18 protein-coding genes and 1 pseudogene are annotated in these 16,671 nt (G+C 36.8%); 10 read left to right on the top strand and 9 right to left on the bottom strand.

Annotation, left to right across the window (positions count from 1 at the left end):
* Positions 1 to 33: 33 nt before the first annotated feature.
* The 4 genes from ACK4M9_RS14735 to ACK4M9_RS14750 all read left to right on the top strand — a co-directional run bounded on the left by ACK4M9_RS14735 (position 34) and on the right by ACK4M9_RS14750 (position 2,042).
* Positions 34 to 900 (top strand): NAD(P)-dependent oxidoreductase, encoded by an 867-nt coding sequence (locus tag ACK4M9_RS14735; RefSeq protein ID WP_409852034.1) that lies wholly within the window; start codon positions 34 to 36, stop codon positions 898 to 900.
* A 35-nt stretch (positions 901 to 935) separates the two neighbouring features.
* Entirely contained in the window at positions 936 to 1,205 is a 270-nt protein-coding gene (locus ACK4M9_RS14740) for a DUF5327 family protein (protein ID WP_409852037.1), read from the top strand.
* A 67-nt stretch (positions 1,206 to 1,272) separates the two neighbouring features.
* Entirely contained in the window at positions 1,273 to 1,587 is a 315-nt protein-coding gene (locus ACK4M9_RS14745; RefSeq protein WP_409852040.1) for a hypothetical protein, read from the top strand.
* A gap of 80 nt (positions 1,588 to 1,667) precedes the next feature.
* On the top strand, positions 1,668 to 2,042 hold the full coding sequence (locus ACK4M9_RS14750) for a DUF423 domain-containing protein (RefSeq protein WP_409852043.1): 375 nt from the start codon (positions 1,668 to 1,670) through the stop codon (positions 2,040 to 2,042).
* Between the two features lie 90 nt (positions 2,043 to 2,132).
* On the opposite strand, the gene gerQ is transcribed toward ACK4M9_RS14750, so the two are convergent.
* The 6 genes from gerQ to ACK4M9_RS14780 all read right to left on the bottom strand — a co-directional run bounded on the left by gerQ (position 2,133) and on the right by ACK4M9_RS14780 (position 7,644).
* Positions 2,133 to 2,570: a spore coat protein GerQ gene (gerQ, locus tag ACK4M9_RS14755; protein WP_409852238.1), complete on the bottom strand. Its 438-nt coding sequence runs from the start codon at positions 2,568 to 2,570 to the stop codon at positions 2,133 to 2,135.
* A 51-nt stretch (positions 2,571 to 2,621) separates the two neighbouring features.
* Positions 2,622 to 3,053 (bottom strand): cell wall hydrolase, encoded by a 432-nt coding sequence (locus ACK4M9_RS14760; protein WP_409852046.1) that lies wholly within the window; start codon positions 3,051 to 3,053, stop codon positions 2,622 to 2,624.
* A gap of 251 nt (positions 3,054 to 3,304) precedes the next feature.
* Positions 3,305 to 4,048 carry a hydrogen peroxide-dependent heme synthase gene (gene hemQ, locus ACK4M9_RS14765; protein WP_409852048.1) on the bottom strand — a complete coding sequence of 248 codons (744 nt, stop codon included), beginning with the start codon at positions 4,046 to 4,048 and terminating at the stop codon, positions 3,305 to 3,307.
* Between the two features lie 213 nt (positions 4,049 to 4,261).
* Entirely contained in the window at positions 4,262 to 5,008 is a 747-nt protein-coding gene (locus ACK4M9_RS14770; protein WP_409852051.1) for an enoyl-CoA hydratase/isomerase family protein, read from the bottom strand.
* A gap of 17 nt (positions 5,009 to 5,025) precedes the next feature.
* On the bottom strand, positions 5,026 to 6,954 hold the full coding sequence (locus ACK4M9_RS14775; RefSeq protein ID WP_409852053.1) for an oxidoreductase: 1,929 nt from the start codon (positions 6,952 to 6,954) through the stop codon (positions 5,026 to 5,028).
* A gap of 96 nt (positions 6,955 to 7,050) precedes the next feature.
* Positions 7,051 to 7,644 (bottom strand): TetR/AcrR family transcriptional regulator, encoded by a 594-nt coding sequence (locus ACK4M9_RS14780; RefSeq protein WP_409852054.1) that lies wholly within the window; start codon positions 7,642 to 7,644, stop codon positions 7,051 to 7,053.
* A 204-nt stretch (positions 7,645 to 7,848) separates the two neighbouring features.
* On the opposite strand from ACK4M9_RS14780, the gene pta reads away from it, so the two are divergent.
* Entirely contained in the window at positions 7,849 to 8,826 is a 978-nt protein-coding gene (gene pta, locus ACK4M9_RS14785) for a phosphate acetyltransferase (RefSeq protein ID WP_409852056.1), read from the top strand.
* A 76-nt stretch (positions 8,827 to 8,902) separates the two neighbouring features.
* On the opposite strand, the gene lipL is transcribed toward pta, so the two are convergent.
* Positions 8,903 to 9,724, bottom strand: coding sequence for an octanoyl-[GcvH]:protein N-octanoyltransferase (gene lipL, locus ACK4M9_RS14790; RefSeq protein WP_409852058.1), 822 nt, complete (start codon positions 9,722 to 9,724; stop codon positions 8,903 to 8,905).
* Positions 9,725 to 9,905: 181 nt separating this feature from the next.
* Between lipL and ACK4M9_RS14795 the strand changes: the two genes are divergently transcribed.
* From ACK4M9_RS14795 to ACK4M9_RS14805, 3 genes are all read left to right on the top strand, one after another.
* On the top strand, positions 9,906 to 10,127 hold the full coding sequence (locus tag ACK4M9_RS14795) for a YuzB family protein (RefSeq protein WP_409852059.1): 222 nt from the start codon (positions 9,906 to 9,908) through the stop codon (positions 10,125 to 10,127).
* Positions 10,128 to 10,325: 198 nt separating this feature from the next.
* Positions 10,326 to 11,621 (top strand): HD domain-containing protein, encoded by a 1,296-nt coding sequence (locus ACK4M9_RS14800; RefSeq protein WP_409852061.1) that lies wholly within the window; start codon positions 10,326 to 10,328, stop codon positions 11,619 to 11,621.
* A 12-nt stretch (positions 11,622 to 11,633) separates the two neighbouring features.
* Positions 11,634 to 12,134 (top strand): YwgA family protein, encoded by a 501-nt coding sequence (locus tag ACK4M9_RS14805; protein WP_409852064.1) that lies wholly within the window; start codon positions 11,634 to 11,636, stop codon positions 12,132 to 12,134.
* A 121-nt stretch (positions 12,135 to 12,255) separates the two neighbouring features.
* Here the strand turns inward: ACK4M9_RS14805 and ACK4M9_RS14810 are convergent.
* Positions 12,256 to 12,444: pseudogene (locus ACK4M9_RS14810) on the bottom strand (2-hydroxymuconate tautomerase); the annotation flags it as partial.
* 160 nt (positions 12,445 to 12,604) lie between these two features.
* Between ACK4M9_RS14810 and ACK4M9_RS14815 the strand changes: the two are divergent.
* Positions 12,605 to 13,120, top strand: a complete 516-nt coding sequence (locus ACK4M9_RS14815; RefSeq protein WP_409852070.1) for a YwhD family protein — start codon at positions 12,605 to 12,607, stop codon at positions 13,118 to 13,120.
* A gap of 156 nt (positions 13,121 to 13,276) precedes the next feature.
* Here the strand turns inward: ACK4M9_RS14815 and ACK4M9_RS14820 are convergent, their stop codons facing one another.
* Positions 13,277 to 15,364, bottom strand: coding sequence for a transglycosylase domain-containing protein (locus ACK4M9_RS14820; RefSeq protein ID WP_409852072.1), 2,088 nt, complete (start codon positions 15,362 to 15,364; stop codon positions 13,277 to 13,279).
* Between the two features lie 466 nt (positions 15,365 to 15,830).
* Between ACK4M9_RS14820 and speE the strand changes: the two genes are divergently transcribed.
* Positions 15,831 to 16,658 (top strand): spermidine synthase, encoded by an 828-nt coding sequence (gene speE / locus ACK4M9_RS14825; RefSeq protein WP_409852074.1) that lies wholly within the window; start codon positions 15,831 to 15,833, stop codon positions 16,656 to 16,658.
* Positions 16,659 to 16,671 lie beyond the last annotated feature (13 nt).

Raw genomic sequence — 16,671 nt, forward strand, 5'->3', positions numbered from 1 at the left:
GCAAAATAAATTTTATTTTAAGGAGGCGTATGTATGGTATTTAAAAAGATTGGTTTCATCGGTATCGGCGTAATGGGTCAGAGCATGGCATCGCATTTAATGAAGGCTGGCTATGAAGTGATTGTTTACAATCGAACAAAAGAAAAAGCTATGTCTATCATCGAAGAAGGTGCTAAGTGGAAAGATTCAGTAGCCGAAGTCGCTGAAGCAGCTGAAGTTATTATTACAATTGTAGGTTATCCTCATGATGTGCAAGAAGTTTACTTAGGAGAAGCAGGGTTATTGAACAATGCTAAGCCGGGTACATACTTCATCGATATGACAACTTCGAAACCTTCACTAGCACAACAGATTTTCGAAGAAGCGAAAAAACGCAAGATGTTTGCATTAGATGCACCTGTTTCCGGTGGAGATATTGGTGCGAAAGAAGCTCGTCTGGCGATTATGGTTGGTGGAGAAGAAGAGGTATTTACTGAACTACTACCAATCTTTGAAAAAATAGGTAAAAATATTATCCTTCAAGGTGGACCAGGGGCAGGACAATATACTAAAATGTGCAATCAAATGGCAATTGCTACCGGTATGATTGGTATTTGTGAGGCATTGGCATATGCCAAAAAAGCTGGTCTTTCTCCTGAAAAGGTACTACAAACGATCGAAACCGGAGCTGCAGGAAGTTGGTCGTTAAGCAACTTGGCACCGAAAATAATCGCCGGAAATTTTGAACCAGGCTTTTACGTAAAACACTTTATTAAGGATATGACAATTGCGCTTGAAAGTGCGGAAGAAATGGGTCTACTAACGCCTGGCTTAAAGTTAGCTAAAGAATTATATGAAAAGCTTGCTGAACTTGGTGAAGAAAATAGTGGAACACATGCATTGTATAAATTATATCGCTAAAATGTATAGTGAAGAGGCGAGCTGTGAGGGATAAAATGATTATTGGAACAGAAGTCATTATTAAAAAGCTAGAAGAAAAAATGATAGCTATAAAAAGTACGATTTATGAGGGAGATAATCAAAAACTTACAGAGAATTTGATTAGTATAAAGGCATACTGCGATTTACTCCTTGAAGCACAAAAAAATACTAGTTCATTATATGAGCCGATTAGCCCAAAAGTTAGTCTAGAGAAAAAGAGTCCTGAGAAACATAAGCGTGTTTTCAGTGAGAAGCCTGAAACTGACAGTTTGTTTGATTTTTAATTCATAAGAAACGATGATTAAGACCAAATTAAGATACGTAAGTATAATTTCTTGGAGGTCTTAAAAAATGATCAATAGTAGCAACAATAATTTTGGCAATTTAGGAGTACCACTGTTTTTCAATTTGCGAGATGACGCCCTTGATACAACAAAGTTATTTGAAGATCGTTATGAGGTCTTTGTAGAAGGAAAATACGTAGGGGAGAAAGCGCTATATGCACAAAATGAAGATATTCATGATGTCGCTGATTTTTTGGAAAAACAGGGCTACGAAAATGTTCAGGTTGAACTAAATGGCGACCATATTATTGTTCATGCTGACAATAGTGGTGAAGCAGAGAAAATGAGACAAGCTCTTGAAGTATATTTAAAGAACCGATAATCCAAAATTTTGAAGAAGCTTAGGAACTATGCTATTCTGTTCTCATGAAGGCAACAAACTAAAAAAGGAGCATAGTTACTATGTTAAAAATATTTTTGATTATTGGAAGTATTAATATGGTTTTAGCTGTAGGTTTAGGGGCCTTTGGTGCACATGGTTTGCAAGCTAAATTGACGGAGAGAATGATGGAAATCTACCAAACAGGAGTACAGTACCATATGATCCATGCAGTTGGGATATTAGTTATCGCAGTAGTAGCAGATCGGTTTGCTAATCCTACATTGCTATCTTGGGCAGGATGGACAATGTTCCTTGGTATTATCTTTTTTTCAGGAAGTCTATACATATTAAGTATTTCTGGAATTAAGGTATTAGGTGCAATAACGCCTATAGGTGGATTACTCTTTATGGTCGGTTGGGTGTTGCTAGCTTTAGCGGCGTTTAAAGGTATATAAGCGAAAAATAATGAGGCCATTCGGTTAAGAATTGGCCTCTTAATTTTTTTTACAATGTTACCATTAAGAACGTTAAGTAGAAAAATCTATTTATCTAGGTGAATAAGTAGCAACTTGTGCTGGTGCAGCTCCAAATGGATACTCATATTCGATCGGCTCATCAAATATTACATAATCCAAATTAAGCATAAGTAATAAATAATACTTCCCAGCTTGTGGATCGCTAATAATAATATGGTCGCGTCCGGCTTCTTCGACAATCCCTCTGAAAATCTTGGCATTCCATTCAACGTTATTTTCATATGTCATATAAAATGTTCCGACTTTTCCTCGATTTAATCGTAATATATTTTCTATATAAGATTGCTCAAGAGGAAGCATACCTGGCTGTGGAGGTGGTGTCAAAGGAAACTGCTGTGTGAAACCAGGTGGAACTGGCATAGGAGCACCAGGTAAAAATTGTTGCTGTTGTGGAATTTGGTACGGTAATGCTGGTGCCTGTTGAGTTGTTGTTAACGGTTGTTGCATCCAAGGTTGTTGATACAAAGAACTCACTCCTTTTATAAATAATAAATACACTTAATATGTTGAATAAACTGACGGACATTCACTGGCTAAAGGTGTGTAGAAGCAATGTAATTTATATCTCCCAGAGTTCCATTGTCCCCACCATTGCGCTGGGCATCCAGCTTCAGGGCGAAAAAACCAAAGCGCAAAATCTGCTGGATGGTGACGTTCTCCATTAATAAGTTTACGAGCGAGACGAATTTCTCTTTCCCTAGCGCCTTGATAAAAATAACCTTTCTGCACAGCTTCAAATCCACCTGGCGATTGAAATGCCATTCTATCGACCGAGTTTATATCTCTAAAATCTAGACAGTTAGCACGAACTCGGTTAACCATGACATTACCTGCCATCAGCATACCCAAATCGCCCTCACCTTCAGCTTCAGCCCTCATTAATCGAGCTAGAACTTTTACGTCATTATCTGTAACTTTAATGACTGCCATTTACTCACCTCCTCTATTTATGTAGGCTACAAAGATGAACATAAGGAGAAAGATAATTACTATGGTTAATGCGAATTTGGCAAAAATTAAATTACAGATAATCTACATAAATTGTCGTCTACTTCTTCCACTATCTTATGCCTATGACTTACAATTAAGAATAATGAATTAAAATATAATATCGATTGAGGTCGTACTTCTAGCATCTCAAACTAAAAAAAGCCAGATCATTAAGATCTGACTTTAGTTAATTATATGTGTAAGTAATTAGGCACTGACTCTTTTAATAAAAGGTTTCCAACGAAAAATGATCCGAATTCTCCGTAGCGGGCGCTCACTTCATCAAAACGCATTTCATATACAAGCTTTTTGAACTGAAGGACATCGTCTGAGAATAGTGTTACGCCCCACTCCCAATCATCAAACCCTACGGAACCAGTAATAATTTGTTTTACTTTCCCTGCATAACCCCTACCGATCATCCCGTGACTACGCATTAGTGTTTTACGTTCGTCCATAGGTAACATATACCAATTGTCATTCCCTTCACGACGCTTATTCATTGGATAGAAACATATATGTTTTGATTTTGGCAATGTAGGCTTTAAGCGTGCCTGAATTTCTGGATCTTGATTAGGATCAACATTGGCAGGAAGGTAGTTACTTAACTCTACTACAGAAACATATGAGTATGTAGGAATTGTGTATTCGGCGAAACGTGTTTTATTGAAGGCATTTTCTATTTCATTGAGTTCTTCCATTGTTGGACGTAACAACATAAACGAAAGGTCAGCTTTCTGGCCAACGATACTGTAAAGTGCATGGCTTCCAGCCTTTTGTGCTTCTGTTGTTTCCCATTTTTCTAATAAGCCTAATAATTCATTTGTAATTGATTGTCGCTCTTCTGTTGAAAGGTACTTCCATTTCTCCCAGTTAATCGCTCTAAAATCGTGTAAACAATACCAGCCTTCTAATGTTTTAGCTGCTTCACTCATTCATTATCCACTCCTTAAAACATATCTAATTTTAAAAAAACGATACTAATTATTTTTTGGTAATTACTATATCTAAGCTCATTATACTATTTACAAAGTGAAAAACCAAATTAACTGGTTTAAATAATGAATTATCAGAAGTAAATAAATTAAATTCAAATTCCAAATTCAAAAAAGAGAATGCCCTCATTAGCATTCTCCGATTAGTAGTTTTTACTTCAATTTTTGGACAAAGTTTTGAATTGCCTTTATATGCTCAGGAGATTTACCGGCTTTTCGTTGGCTTTCAACTTCCAACTGTAATACTTCGGCAAGTGATTTATCATAAGAGTTCCGGATATTTTTTTTCATTAATCCAAATGTTGTTTTGGGTACTAGTGTTAGCTTTTTCGCAAATTCATCGGGAGAACCTATGCTATTAATGAGACCGCAACGAAGTGCCTCATCTGCTGTAATTGGTTCCCCTAAACAAAGCTCTAATGCCTTTTGTAGCCCAACAATTCGCGGTAGATAGTAGGAAGCACCTGCATCAGGGACAAGTGCTATCTTTAAAAAACTAACCCCTAAAACTGCCTCTGGGTTCGCATAGCGAAAATCACAAGCTAAAGCAATACTTAAACCTGCGCCAACACTGATTCCGTTTAAATAAGCAATAATGGGTTTGTCAATATTTTCAATAATCTTAATGAGCTTATTATACGTGTTCGCAAGGTAATCACCGTGGTCAAACGAAGCAAAATCATCAATAGGAATACTTTTTAAATCTGCTCCACTAGAAAATGCGCCATCTTTACCCTGCAGTATAATCACCTTTACATCTCGGTCAGTACCGGCGATAGTAAAAGCTTGCTGTAAATCTTCGTGCATTGCTAAATTAATAGCATTTTTGACTTCTGGCCTATTTAAAGTAATCTTCGCAACTCCTTCGTGAGTTTCAAGCAATACAGTTCCATTTTTCATGTTTTTAACTCCTTTTTTTAAATTAGCCTTGCAACGATAGCCCCGTCGTAAATTGCTTTTTTGGCATCTAGGTCTCCGGCGTCTTTCGCTCCACCGATAATGTGAACTTGTTTGCCTTTTTCTATTAGACGGTTATATAAGCTGTTGTTAGGTAGTTGTCCACTAGCATAAACGACTAAATCGGCAGCAACTGAGTGTTGTTTTCCATTTTGTAAATAAGAAACTGCACCATTCTCAATCGATCTATACTCGCTGATACCACCAATCATCTCGACTTTTTTCATTTTTAATTCCATTATCGTTGCCCAACGGGTTGTTTTCCCAATCCCTCTTGCAAATGCTTTGCCCCGCTGTAGCATTGTAATATGCTTAGCTCCTTTTTCCTTCAATAAGAAAGCCAAATCACAGGCGATGCCACCGCCCCCAATAATAACAACGTTCTCAGTTGTGCTTACTCTATCTTCAAAAATATCTTTATAGGATACGACATGTTCACTATCTATACCTGCTATATCAGGCTTTCGAGGTACGATACCTGTGGCGATAACAACTTCATCCGCCTCATTAACTAACGGGTCATCACTAGTAATAGGGTGTTTTAAGCGAACGTTGACGTTAAGTTTTTTTAATTGCGTCTTATAATACCGAATTGTCTCGTTAAATTCACTCTTTCCAGGGACAATTCGTGAAAAATTAAGCTGACCACCAATAGCTTCAGCTTGATCGGCAATCGTAACAGTATGTCCTCGTAGTGCTAATACTCGAGCAGCTTCAATCCCACCTGGACCTGCTCCAATAACTAAGACTCGTTTCTTTTTAGTAGCTGGGATAAGTTGCATTGCTAATTCACGTCCAGCCTCTGGATTTACGAGGCACGATGCAGATTTCAACTCGAAAACATGATCCAAGCAAGCTTGATTGCAAGCAATACATGTATTGATGTCTTCAGTCCTTTTTTCATAAGCTTTCGTTAAAATCTCTGGGTCTGCTAGAAAAGGTCGAGCCATAGAAACGAGATCAGCATCTCCATTTACAAGAATTTTTTCTGCATCATCAGGATTATTAATTCGATTACTAGCAATCACAGGAATTGTAACCGCACTTTTAATAGCAGCTGCTATGGGGACAAACCGATTTCTTGGCACTTTCATAGAAATTGTAGGGACTTTTGATTCGTGCCAGCCGATCCCGACATTTAATAAATCAACACTTACTTTCTCCAGTTCCTGCGCCCATAGTTTTGTTTCTTCATCAGTTGTACTATTTTCGATCAGATCGAGGCCCGACATTCGAAAAATAATTGGATATGTTGGTCCGACGTTTTCTCGAACTGCTTTAACAATTTCAAGGGAAAATCGCATTCGCTTTTCGAATGAACCGCCCCATTCATCGGTTCGTTGATTCGTTACGGGCGATGCAAACTGATTAATTAAGTAGCCTTCTGAACCCATAATTTCAACAGCATCAAAACCAGCTGCTTTTGCACGTTTGGCAGCGCTTCCAAAAGCGGTGATTGTTTCCTCAATTTGTTCACTTGTTAACGCTACCGGTTTATCTGGGTTAATTGGTGATTGTATTGCAGAAGGTGCAACAACATCGCAGCCAGTTAGGGCTTTATAAGCATAGCGACCAGCATGAAAAAGCTGCAAGGCAATCTTGCCACCAACTTGGTGAACACTATCTGTTAACGGTTTCCAATATGTGATATCTTCATCTTTATGGATTGACATAAAGTGAACACCACCACTCCCCTCTGGACAGACAGCAGCTCCACCTGTGACAATTAACCCAACTTTGTTTTTTGCCCGTTCTTGGTAAAATGCGATTAATTTTTCTAGACCATTTTCTTCCCCCTCTAAACCGACATGCATTGACCCCATAATGACTCTTGATGGTAATGTTAGCTCATTAATTGTGATAGGATTAAAAAGTAATTGATATGACATACAATAACCCCCTAATTGATTTTATATTGAACGGTCAATATAAATAAAAGCTTATTTAATAACTTATCATCACCATTATATAAATGAAGTTACCATTTATTCAATATATTTTTTGAATATTTCAACAAAATCACGATTAATTTTATCTTTATGTATTTTTTCATTTGTAATTAAGTAGTAAAAGGCGATACCCATCGCTTGCGAAAGAATTAAATTAGCGGCAACTCCTTTTTCAATTTTTTTAATAACACCTTCTTTATAGCCAATTTGCAAAATCCCTTCAATAAATTGACCTAAGTTTTGAAAAAAGCGAGTAATAATTTTCTTCAAGTCCTCATTGTACGGCGCTTGGGCCAAAAAGTTTAACAAAATAAGATAAAAATCAGGGTTTTCGTCTGGTACTTTAGCTACCGTTTCTAAATAGGCACTCATTTTATTTTTGTAGTCAACAGCGCTTTCAACATTTCTTTTTACAAGTTGTTCGGTTTCAGAAAAGGAGTCTTTCAATACTTCTACAAGTAAATCGTCCTTATTTTCAAAATAATGATAAATAACACCCGTACTTAATTTTGCAACTTTGGCAATGTCTTTAATTGAAAAATGAGGTAACCCCTTTGTTGCGATACAATGTTTTGCAGCTTGAATAATTTGTTGTCTACGAATTGGTTCCATACCAATTTTCGGGCTCATCCGATCACCTCTTTTTCTTTATTTTAGCATAAAAAACTTGATAGGTTGTTTTAATGAGTCTTTTGAGGGAAAACTAAAAGTATGTAAGTTTATTAAGTCAGAAAATTTAAACTTTGTCTACAATCCCAAACTTAGTTTATTTTTCTTTAAAGAAGGAGTATTCTAGACTATATGATGATCTGATGTTTATTTAGGAGGAAGAAAATGAGCAGGTTATTTGAACAAATTGAAGCAAATGTAAAAGATCAGTTTCCAACGATCGTTTTTCCAGAAGGAACAGACGAAAGAATATTACAAGCTGCAGTTAAGTTAGGTGATAATAAGGTCCTGCACCCAATTGTGATAGGAAGTAGTGAAGCGGTACATAAAAAGGCAGAAGATCTTGGTCTTTCTCTTGACCAAGTAGAAGTTATTGATCCATCAAACTATCCTGGATTTGATGAACTTGTTGCTGCCTTTGTCGAACGTCGTAAAGGAAAAGCCTCAGAAGAAGATGCACGGAAACAATTATTAAATGTAAACTATTTCGGTACAATGCTTGTTTATGTAGGGAAAGCCGCTGGACTAGTAAGTGGTGCTGTCCATTCCACAGGAGATACGGTTCGTCCAGCATTGCAAATTATTAAAACAAAGGCTGGAATTCGTAAAACTTCTGGTGTATTTGTGATGGTAAAAGGCGATACAAAATTAATCTTCGGTGACTGTGCCATTAATATTGCACCAGATAGCAATGATTTGGCTGAAACGGCAATTGTAGCTGCTGAAACGGCCCGCGTATTCAATATTGACCCGAAAGTTGCAATGCTGAGCTTTTCAACGAAAGGCTCTGCAAAATCACCAGAAACAGAAAAAGTAATAGAAGCAACACGTCTTGCTAAAGAAATGGCCCCAGATTTAGTGATTGACGGTGAATTTCAGTTTGATGCAGCCTTTGTGCCATCAGTTGCAGCGAAAAAAGCACCGAATTCTCCACTAAATGGTGAGGCGAACGTATTTATCTTCCCGAGCCTAGAAGCTGGAAACATTGGTTATAAAATTGCGCAACGCCTAGGTGAATTTGAAGCAATTGGGCCAATCTTACAGGGGTTAAACATGCCTGTAAATGACCTATCACGTGGTTGTAACGTAGAAGATGTTTACAAACTAGCGTTGATTACAGCTATGCAAGGAGTAAACGGGTAAAAAACGGACTGACTAGAAAGGTTAAACAGGCCTTTTTAGTCAGTCTTTTTGAGGATTCACTAAACCTACTACAAGACTACACAAACTCCTCATTTCTTTTCTTCATCCGCATAAGGTTAGTCTCAAATAGTGGTAATTCTTCCGTAAGTAATTGTGTTTGTTGAATGGTAATAGAAGAATTATGCTTTATAGTTTTTAAAAGACGTATCATTACATCTGGAATGGTTAAGTTAAGCCCAAGTAATTCATTTAATGATGCCATCGTGTTTGGAATAATAACTGGGTAAGTAAACTTTGTTTCGCTTTCATTCACAGCGATATCATAGAATTGCTTGATTAGAGCAGCGCGCTCACTACCACTCCCCTTTACACATAAGTAAATTTGCACTGCAACCCCACCGCGCACCCTCCGCTGGGATATGCCTGCAAATTTTTTACCATCGATGCTTAAATCGTATGTGCCAGGACAGTAAGAACCGACAATTTCCCGTGCTTCAATCCTGGTTGTTTTATCAGCAAACATAGTCTTTATTAGTTCATACATAGCATCATAGCCATTATTTATCGATATTTGTTTATCTTCCTTAAAGATTAACGAAATGTTAAGAATCCCATCATCTAAAACGACTGCTAAGCCGCCCGAGTTTCGTACAATCGCTTCGTAACCATACTTTTGTAAGTAGGCAACTCCATCATTAATAAACGGTAACCTACTGTCTTGAATTCCAAGTACGACAGTGTGGTGGTGAATCCATGTTCTAATCACTGGCTCTGACACACTTTCGCCTACAGAAGTACATAGGGTATCATCGGTAGCGAAAGATATAAGTGGACTAAAGGTTGGTCCAAAGGTTGTTTGATCAATAAATCGCCAATTTGTTATCGTATGTATACTCAACGTTTAATAGCTCCTTAGTAAAATGCTAATGTTCCTTCATAATAGCAAATCTTTCATTTGCATAACAAGTACTATCAAGTGTAAAATACAGTTTAGACTTTATCTCAAACATACTAAAATTTTTCTAATACTATCAGCGGATTTTTATGAACAAGATAGTAAAATGAAAGGGTTTTGATATATGAATAATGAAATAAAAATTTGTGATGTTTGCCAGGCTACGAATATTAAAACACTTGTACCTCGCTTAAAAGATTTAGATCCAAAGGCAGAACTTCACATTGGTTGCCAATCGTATTGTGGCCCTGGCCGGAAAAAATCTTTTGCTTTTGTCAATAATCGTCCAGTTGCTGCGCCAAATGAGGACCAACTAATTGAGAAAATACAGAAGAAGCTTAAGTAAGACCGTCGCTTTGCTCCTTGAAGGCGACGTTTTTTTTTGAAAAAAGTAAAAATAAAAAAGTATAACTTTTTTGAACTTTAAAAGTTGTCTAGCTCCGAGCGCTCTGCGCTTTTCTTATAAATATCAAGTAGCAAATATTACACTTTTTAATTTATAATAAGTTTGGTAAAGACGGAATAGTTGAAAGGGGTGCTAGTTGTGACGAATATATTAGGAAAACTTGAAGAAGAAAAGGTTTTTAAAGATCCTGTACATAGATACATTCATGTTAGAGACCAGTTAATTTGGGAACTAGTCGGAACTAGAGAATTCCAACGCTTAAGAAGAATTCGTCAATTAGGAACTACCTATGTTACGTTTCATGGTGCCGAGCACACAAGGTTTAATCACTCTCTAGGTGTTTACGAAATTATGCGACGTATTATTGAAAATTTCGATGGTAGGGAGCACTGGGACGAAAGTGAAAGATTAGTATGTTTATCAGCCTCACTCCTCCACGATATCGGTCATGGACCGTTTTCTCACACCTTTGAAAAAGTTTTTCATACAGATCATGAAGAATGGACTCGAAAAATTATATTAGGTAATACAGAAATTAATAAGGTTCTCCGTAAAGTTAGTAGTGATTTTCCAAACAAGGTCTCAAATGTTATTGCCAAAACGTATTCAAACAAACTTGTTGTCAGTCTGATTTCCAGTCAAATTGATGCTGATCGAATGGACTATTTACAACGAGATGCTTATTATACGGGTGTAAGTTATGGTCACTTTGACATGGAACGGATTATGAGGGTCATGCGTCCAACTGAAGAGCAAGCTGTTTTTAAACAAAGCGGTATGCATGCGGTTGAAGATTATATTATGAGCAGGTATCAAATGTACTGGCAAGTGTATTTTCATCCAGTTACAAGAAGTGCTGAAGTAATTTTGAGTAAAATTCTCCACCGTGCAAAATTATTATATCAACAAAATTACCAGTTTAAACAGGCACCGACCCATTTTTTCTCCTTATTTAATGAAAAACTGAGTTTAGAAGATTATTTGAGGCTAGATGAGGCGATAATCATGTATTATTTCCAAATTTGGCAAGATGAAGAAGATAGAATTTTAAGCGACTTATGTGTTAGATTTAATGATAGAAAATTGTTTAAGTACGTCGAATTTAATCCTAGTAAGCAATGGAATGAGTGGCCAACACTGATTGACCTTTTCAAGCAAGCAGGGATAGACCCTGAATATTATTTAGTCATTGATTCCTCATCTGACTTACCATACGATTTTTATCGGCCAGGTGAAGAAGGAGAACGAATTCCGATTTTCCTATTAACTCCTGGTGGTGATTTACGAGAGTTATCAAGGGAATCTGATGTAGTTGAAGCAATTTCAGGGAAAAAGCGAACAGACCATAAATTATATTTTCCATTAGATGTTTTAGCTGATGAAACAAAGCATAAAGAGGTTAAGAGACAAATTAAAGCAATACTTTTTAAATAGGGGGAGAATAGGTTGTTAAATGAGCACGCAAAAATTATGGCGTTAATTCGTGAAGCAGGAGAAGTCATTGGACGTAAAAAACTGCAAAAAATCATTTATATCGCCAAAAAAATCAATTTCCCATTTCAAGAGAGATATAATTTCCACTTTTATGGACCTTATTCAGAAGAGTTGACTTTAAAGATTGAAGAGATGTGCAACCTAGGTTTTGTTCATGAAACAAAAGAACAAAAAGGTGGATACTACCAATACCGCTATACACTATCAGAAGAAGGAACGAACTTCTTATCAATGTCGAGCTTAGAGATGCCAAACTTAAGAGACTTTACGTTGGATATAAATGAAAAGAGCTCCCGTTTCTTGGAGCTCGTCTCTACTCTTCTCTTTTTTGAAGATTTAACAAAAGAAGAAATGATTGAAAAAGTCCAAACCGTAAAGGCAAAGTTAAACTACACGGAAGAAGAAATTACTGATGCCTTTACCTATATCGAAAATTTACGGCAATTAACCTAAAAAATTGGACAAGCCTTAGCTATAAAAATAGGCCGGATAAATAAAATGAGAGGGTGACTCAAGCAAAGTGACTGACACTTATGAGTTACCCTTTTTGAATTAACTTTAGGACACAATTTTTTTATTGGTCACTTTTAAGAACGCCGCCCACCGCTAAGTGGTTTTTAGTCATTTCTTCAATGATCACAAAAATATTTTCTTTAGGTGCATTTGCAGTTTCACTAACTGCTTCAGTTACTCTTTCTACTAAAGCCTTCTTTTGTTCTTCTGTTCTTCCTTCTAGCAATTTAACGGTTATAAATGGCATAGCTGTTAATCTCTCCTTTTAAATAAATCAAAATTAGGTACACTATCTATTATCATTCGACAAACAAAAAAAAATTCCTTCAGTAAAAATGGAAGCTCCGAACGTGCATAGAGGACTTTCATTATGATAAACTGAAAAAAATCAGAAAAAGGTGGGATAGCAAGTGGACCTTTTAAATAATAAAAACAGTAAAAAAGGCAGTGGTTTTAATATTTTAGGCGGCGAATCGACGCATGGCGGCTACGGTGCTGGTACTTTAAATTTAGATAATATGACTCCTGTATTTGTAGATGTTCTTTCAGGTGAAACTTACGTTGATATGGGGGCAATGCATGCAAGAAGTGAGGTAGAAAAAGGAATTAAATTTTTACCGAACAAAGATGAAGTGCCAAATGGTAAGCCGTATTGGTTAATTTGGATTACGGTTGATCATAATGCAAAAGGTGCATATTATGCAGGGGTAACTGCTTGTGAATTAACTGTTGATCGTGAAATTCGTCGCGGCTATAAAAGTTTACCAGACCATGTCAATAAAATGGATAAGTCGTTAAAAAGACAAATTATCGTTGAACATATGGATAGCGTATCTAAACAAGCTTTAGGTAAATTTCTAAAAGGCTTCAACGAAAAAATGTGGGATAATTCTGAACAGAAACTTCGAGAGGACCTCGGTGTTTAGTTGTGAACAAATTGTGAATTCCTTGTAATTTGTTTACACTATAAGTAAACTGGAATTAGTATAAATGTTCTTTATACTAGGACACTAAAAGGAGCTAACTTCTACTCAAAGTTAGCTCCTTTAACTATAGATAAAAATCCCACAGTTACAAATACCTCATTCTCCGCCGCTAAACCACTTTAAAAAGCGATCAAATACCTTTTCTTTTTTTGTCTCTTCAATTTCTGCAATCTCTTCTTTTGCTCTTTCTATACTTTCTGGGTTACTAAGATGCTCTTGGCAATATTCTACAGGTTCAGTGCCTTTTACAAAATAGCTAACATGTTGTACTGGGCAAGCATCTGTGGCAAGACGGCCGTTATCAGGGTTAATTTTCACTGCTACAACATTTGCAGGTTTTGCAAATGGAAGCTTGAGCTTATCTTCTAATGCATCTTCAAGAAACTTAGCCCAAATTCGCTTCGCATGTTGCCCTTCTCCGCTTTTCAATTTACCTCTGTCATGCCCAACCCAAACACCAGTTAGTAATTGTGGTGTATAGCCGATCATCCAACTATCTGATTCAGTCGTTCCACTCTTTCCTGCGACGGGTCGATGTAAAAGATGAAGAATACTTCGCCCTGTAATGTCACTATGGTCGCTACTAAGGTTTAAATTGAACATTCCTCTCATTAAATCGGTCATAATATAGGCTAAATTTGGATCAATTACTTGCTCAACAATAGGTTCTTGGTCGATTATAACTTTTCCATTACTGTCAATCACTTTTGTAATAAAACGTGGCTCGACTCTCTTTCCACCATTAGCAAAGGCGCTATAACTGTTGGTGATTTCTAAAACTCGTACAGGTTTTGTTCCAAGCGCTAATGAAGGAAGTTCGGTGAGAGTACTCTTAATTCCTAGTGTTTTTGCAGTGTTTACTAGTTGATCAAACCCAAGAAAAAAGTGCGTTTTCGTCGCATAAATGTTATCAGATAAAGCAATAGCTTTTGCTAATGTCATAAAGTCATTTGCGAATTTTCCGTTAAAGTTGCTCGGAGAAAAAGTATCTCTACCTTCATCAAAAACAAAAGTCGTTTCTTCACTTGTTAATGGTGTAGCTGCAGTAAAACCATTTTCCAAGGCAGCATAATAGAGTAACGGCTTCATAGCTGAACCAGGTGATCTTCTTGCCATAGTTGCACGGTTATATTGACTCTCTTGATAGTTTCTACCCCCGACCATAGCCTTGACGTCGCCAGTACGAGGATCGATCGCAATAAGTGCAGTTTGGAGCTCGGTTCCTTTTAATTCTTCTTCGACCCACTTCTCTGCTTTTCTTTGCATGTTAGGGTCCAGGGTTGTGAAGATTTGTAAACCGCCGGCTTCAATGAGTTGCGGGTCTACCCCATATTCAGCAGTCAAAATTTGGTCGACAACGTCTTGAAAGTATGGCCCAATAGCAGCTGAATGCATCGCTTCTTCATGATCTAGCTCTAACGGTGCATCATAAAAGTCTCTAGCTTCTTCTATGGTAATATAGCCTTCTGCTGCCATTGCGTTTAGAACTTGCTGTTGTCTTCCTCTAGCACGTTCATAATTTCGGATCGGTGAATAGTATAAAGGTCCTTTTGGAATACCAACAAGCATAGATGCTTCAGCGATGTTTAAATCCCTAGCGCTTTTCTGAAAATAGAAGTTCGCTGCAGCCTCAATGCCGTAAGCACCGTGACCATAATAAATCGTATTTAAATAGCCCTCTAAGATTTCTTCTTTTGAATAGTTCATTTCAAGCCGCAAAGCATAAATCGCTTCATTCCATTTACGTTTCCACGTTTTATCGTGACTTAAAAATAAGTTTCGCGCATATTGTTGGGTAATTGTACTAGCACCTTGTGCTTTTGTACCTTGTTGAATATTTTTAACTATCGCTGAACCAATTCTTAAAAAATCAAAGCCATAGTGGCGGTGAAATTTTCGGTCTTCAATGGCAATTGTAGCTTCGATAACTGAAGGGGTTATCTCATCAAGAGAGATCCAATGTCGATTTTGACCGACAACCCGCTGGCCGATAATAGATTGATCACTGCCGTAAAAGACAGTTGTTTGTTGAACTTGCAAAGGTGGAGGTCCTTGCATTTTGGCATACGTTAATAAACCAATAACGCTTCCCATTACTATAATACCTACAACTAAAATTAGCCTGATAAGTCTCCTTACTAGACCAACTCTTCTATGATATTTTTTTCTAGTGATGACTTCCATCGTATCCACCCTTTACTTAAGAAGATTGTAGTTTTAGGTGTAGAATATTGAAACTAGAGCTTCAAGTATGCTTTTGTAATTTTTGCATTCTACATCGTAAATTCTACTTGCTTACGATTTTTTGAAATTGTGTTTAATACAACTATTTTTAAAGACGTTAAGTTAATTTCCATTGTTGGATTTAACAGGCATTTTTATACTCCTAAGGTGAGATTTGAGAAACAATGAAAATTTTTCTTGATTTTTAAGAAAAGTCATATATACTTTTTTTGTAGTGCGCATGATCATATTGGTAGGAACTAAGCAACTCGGTGCTAATATTCCGGGTTTTTTATATTTTAATAAGCAGCTAAAGTTCGATTTTTACGAAGCCTCATCGTTTTTTATAGCTAAAGAAAAAAGCGTTATTGTACCAAATTTAGGGAAAGATAAAGAAAGAAAAATATAAATGTAGAGGTGAATTAAAATGGGATTATGGTTTACAGAGAAGCAAACAGAGTATTTTGGGATTACAGCAGAAATTAAGCGTACGTTACATACAGAACAAACAGACTTTCAAAAATTAGATATGGTCGAAACTGCTGAGTTTGGTAACATGCTCATTTTAGATGGGATGGTTATGACAACAGAGAAAGATGAGTTTGTATATCATGAGATGGTAGCTCACGTCCCATTATTTACACACCCGAATCCTAAAAACGTTCTAGTAGTAGGTGGCGGTGATGGAGGAGTTATTCGTGAAGTTCTAAAGCATCCATCTGTTGAAAAAGCGACTTTAGTAGAAATTGATGGGAAAGTTATTGAGTACTCTAAAAAATACTTACCTAGCATTGCAGGAGCATTAGAAGATCCTCGTGTTGATGTTAAAGTCGATGATGGCTTTATGCATATCGCTAAAAGTGAGGCAGTTTATGATGTAATTATGGTTGATTCTACAGAGCCGGTAGGACCTGCAGTAAACCTATTTACAAAAGGTTTTTATGAAGGAATTGCAAAAGCACTTAAAGAAGATGGTGTTTTCGTAGCGCAAACCGATAATCCTTGGTTCCATAGTCATTTAATTACAAACGTTCAAAGAGATGTGAAAGAGGTATTTCCGATTACAAGACTTTACACAGCGAATATCCCAACGTATCCAAGTGGACTTTGGACATTTACAATTGGCTCGAAAAAATATGATCCACTAGAAGTTGAAGAAGAGCGTTTCCATGAAATTGAAACAAAATATTATACAAAAGAGCTTCATAAAGCAGCATTTGCCTTACCGAAGTTCGTTCAAGATTTAATAAAGTAAGGGGGAAAATAAA

The organism is Anaerobacillus sp. (assembly GCF_046314235.1).
Lineage (GTDB): Bacteria > Bacillota > Bacilli > Bacillales > Anaerobacillaceae > Anaerobacillus.

Excerpts from the sequence above, each read along its gene's own strand:
- ACK4M9_RS14735 (WP_409852034.1), top strand. The coding sequence starts at position 34 with ATGGTATTTAAAAAGATTGGTTTCATCGGTATCGGCGTAATGGGTCAG.
- ACK4M9_RS14740 (WP_409852037.1), top strand. The coding sequence starts at position 936 with ATGATTATTGGAACAGAAGTCATTATTAAAAAGCTAGAAGAAAAAATG.
- ACK4M9_RS14745 (WP_409852040.1), top strand. The coding sequence starts at position 1,273 with ATGATCAATAGTAGCAACAATAATTTTGGCAATTTAGGAGTACCACTG.
- ACK4M9_RS14750 (WP_409852043.1), top strand. The coding sequence starts at position 1,668 with ATGTTAAAAATATTTTTGATTATTGGAAGTATTAATATGGTTTTAGCT.
- gerQ (WP_409852238.1), bottom strand. The coding sequence starts at position 2,570 with ATGCAACAACCGTTAACAACAACTCAACAGGCACCAGCATTACCGTAC.
- ACK4M9_RS14760 (WP_409852046.1), bottom strand. The coding sequence starts at position 3,053 with ATGGCAGTCATTAAAGTTACAGATAATGACGTAAAAGTTCTAGCTCGA.
- hemQ (WP_409852048.1), bottom strand. The coding sequence starts at position 4,048 with ATGAGTGAAGCAGCTAAAACATTAGAAGGCTGGTATTGTTTACACGAT.
- ACK4M9_RS14770 (WP_409852051.1), bottom strand. The coding sequence starts at position 5,008 with ATGAAAAATGGAACTGTATTGCTTGAAACTCACGAAGGAGTTGCGAAG.
- ACK4M9_RS14775 (WP_409852053.1), bottom strand. The coding sequence starts at position 6,954 with ATGTCATATCAATTACTTTTTAATCCTATCACAATTAATGAGCTAACA.
- ACK4M9_RS14780 (WP_409852054.1), bottom strand. The coding sequence starts at position 7,644 with ATGAGCCCGAAAATTGGTATGGAACCAATTCGTAGACAACAAATTATT.
- pta (WP_409852056.1), top strand. The coding sequence starts at position 7,849 with ATGAGCAGGTTATTTGAACAAATTGAAGCAAATGTAAAAGATCAGTTT.
- ACK4M9_RS14795 (WP_409852059.1), top strand. The coding sequence starts at position 9,906 with ATGAATAATGAAATAAAAATTTGTGATGTTTGCCAGGCTACGAATATT.
- ACK4M9_RS14820 (WP_409852072.1), bottom strand. The coding sequence starts at position 15,364 with ATGGAAGTCATCACTAGAAAAAAATATCATAGAAGAGTTGGTCTAGTA.
- speE (WP_409852074.1), top strand. The coding sequence starts at position 15,831 with ATGGGATTATGGTTTACAGAGAAGCAAACAGAGTATTTTGGGATTACA.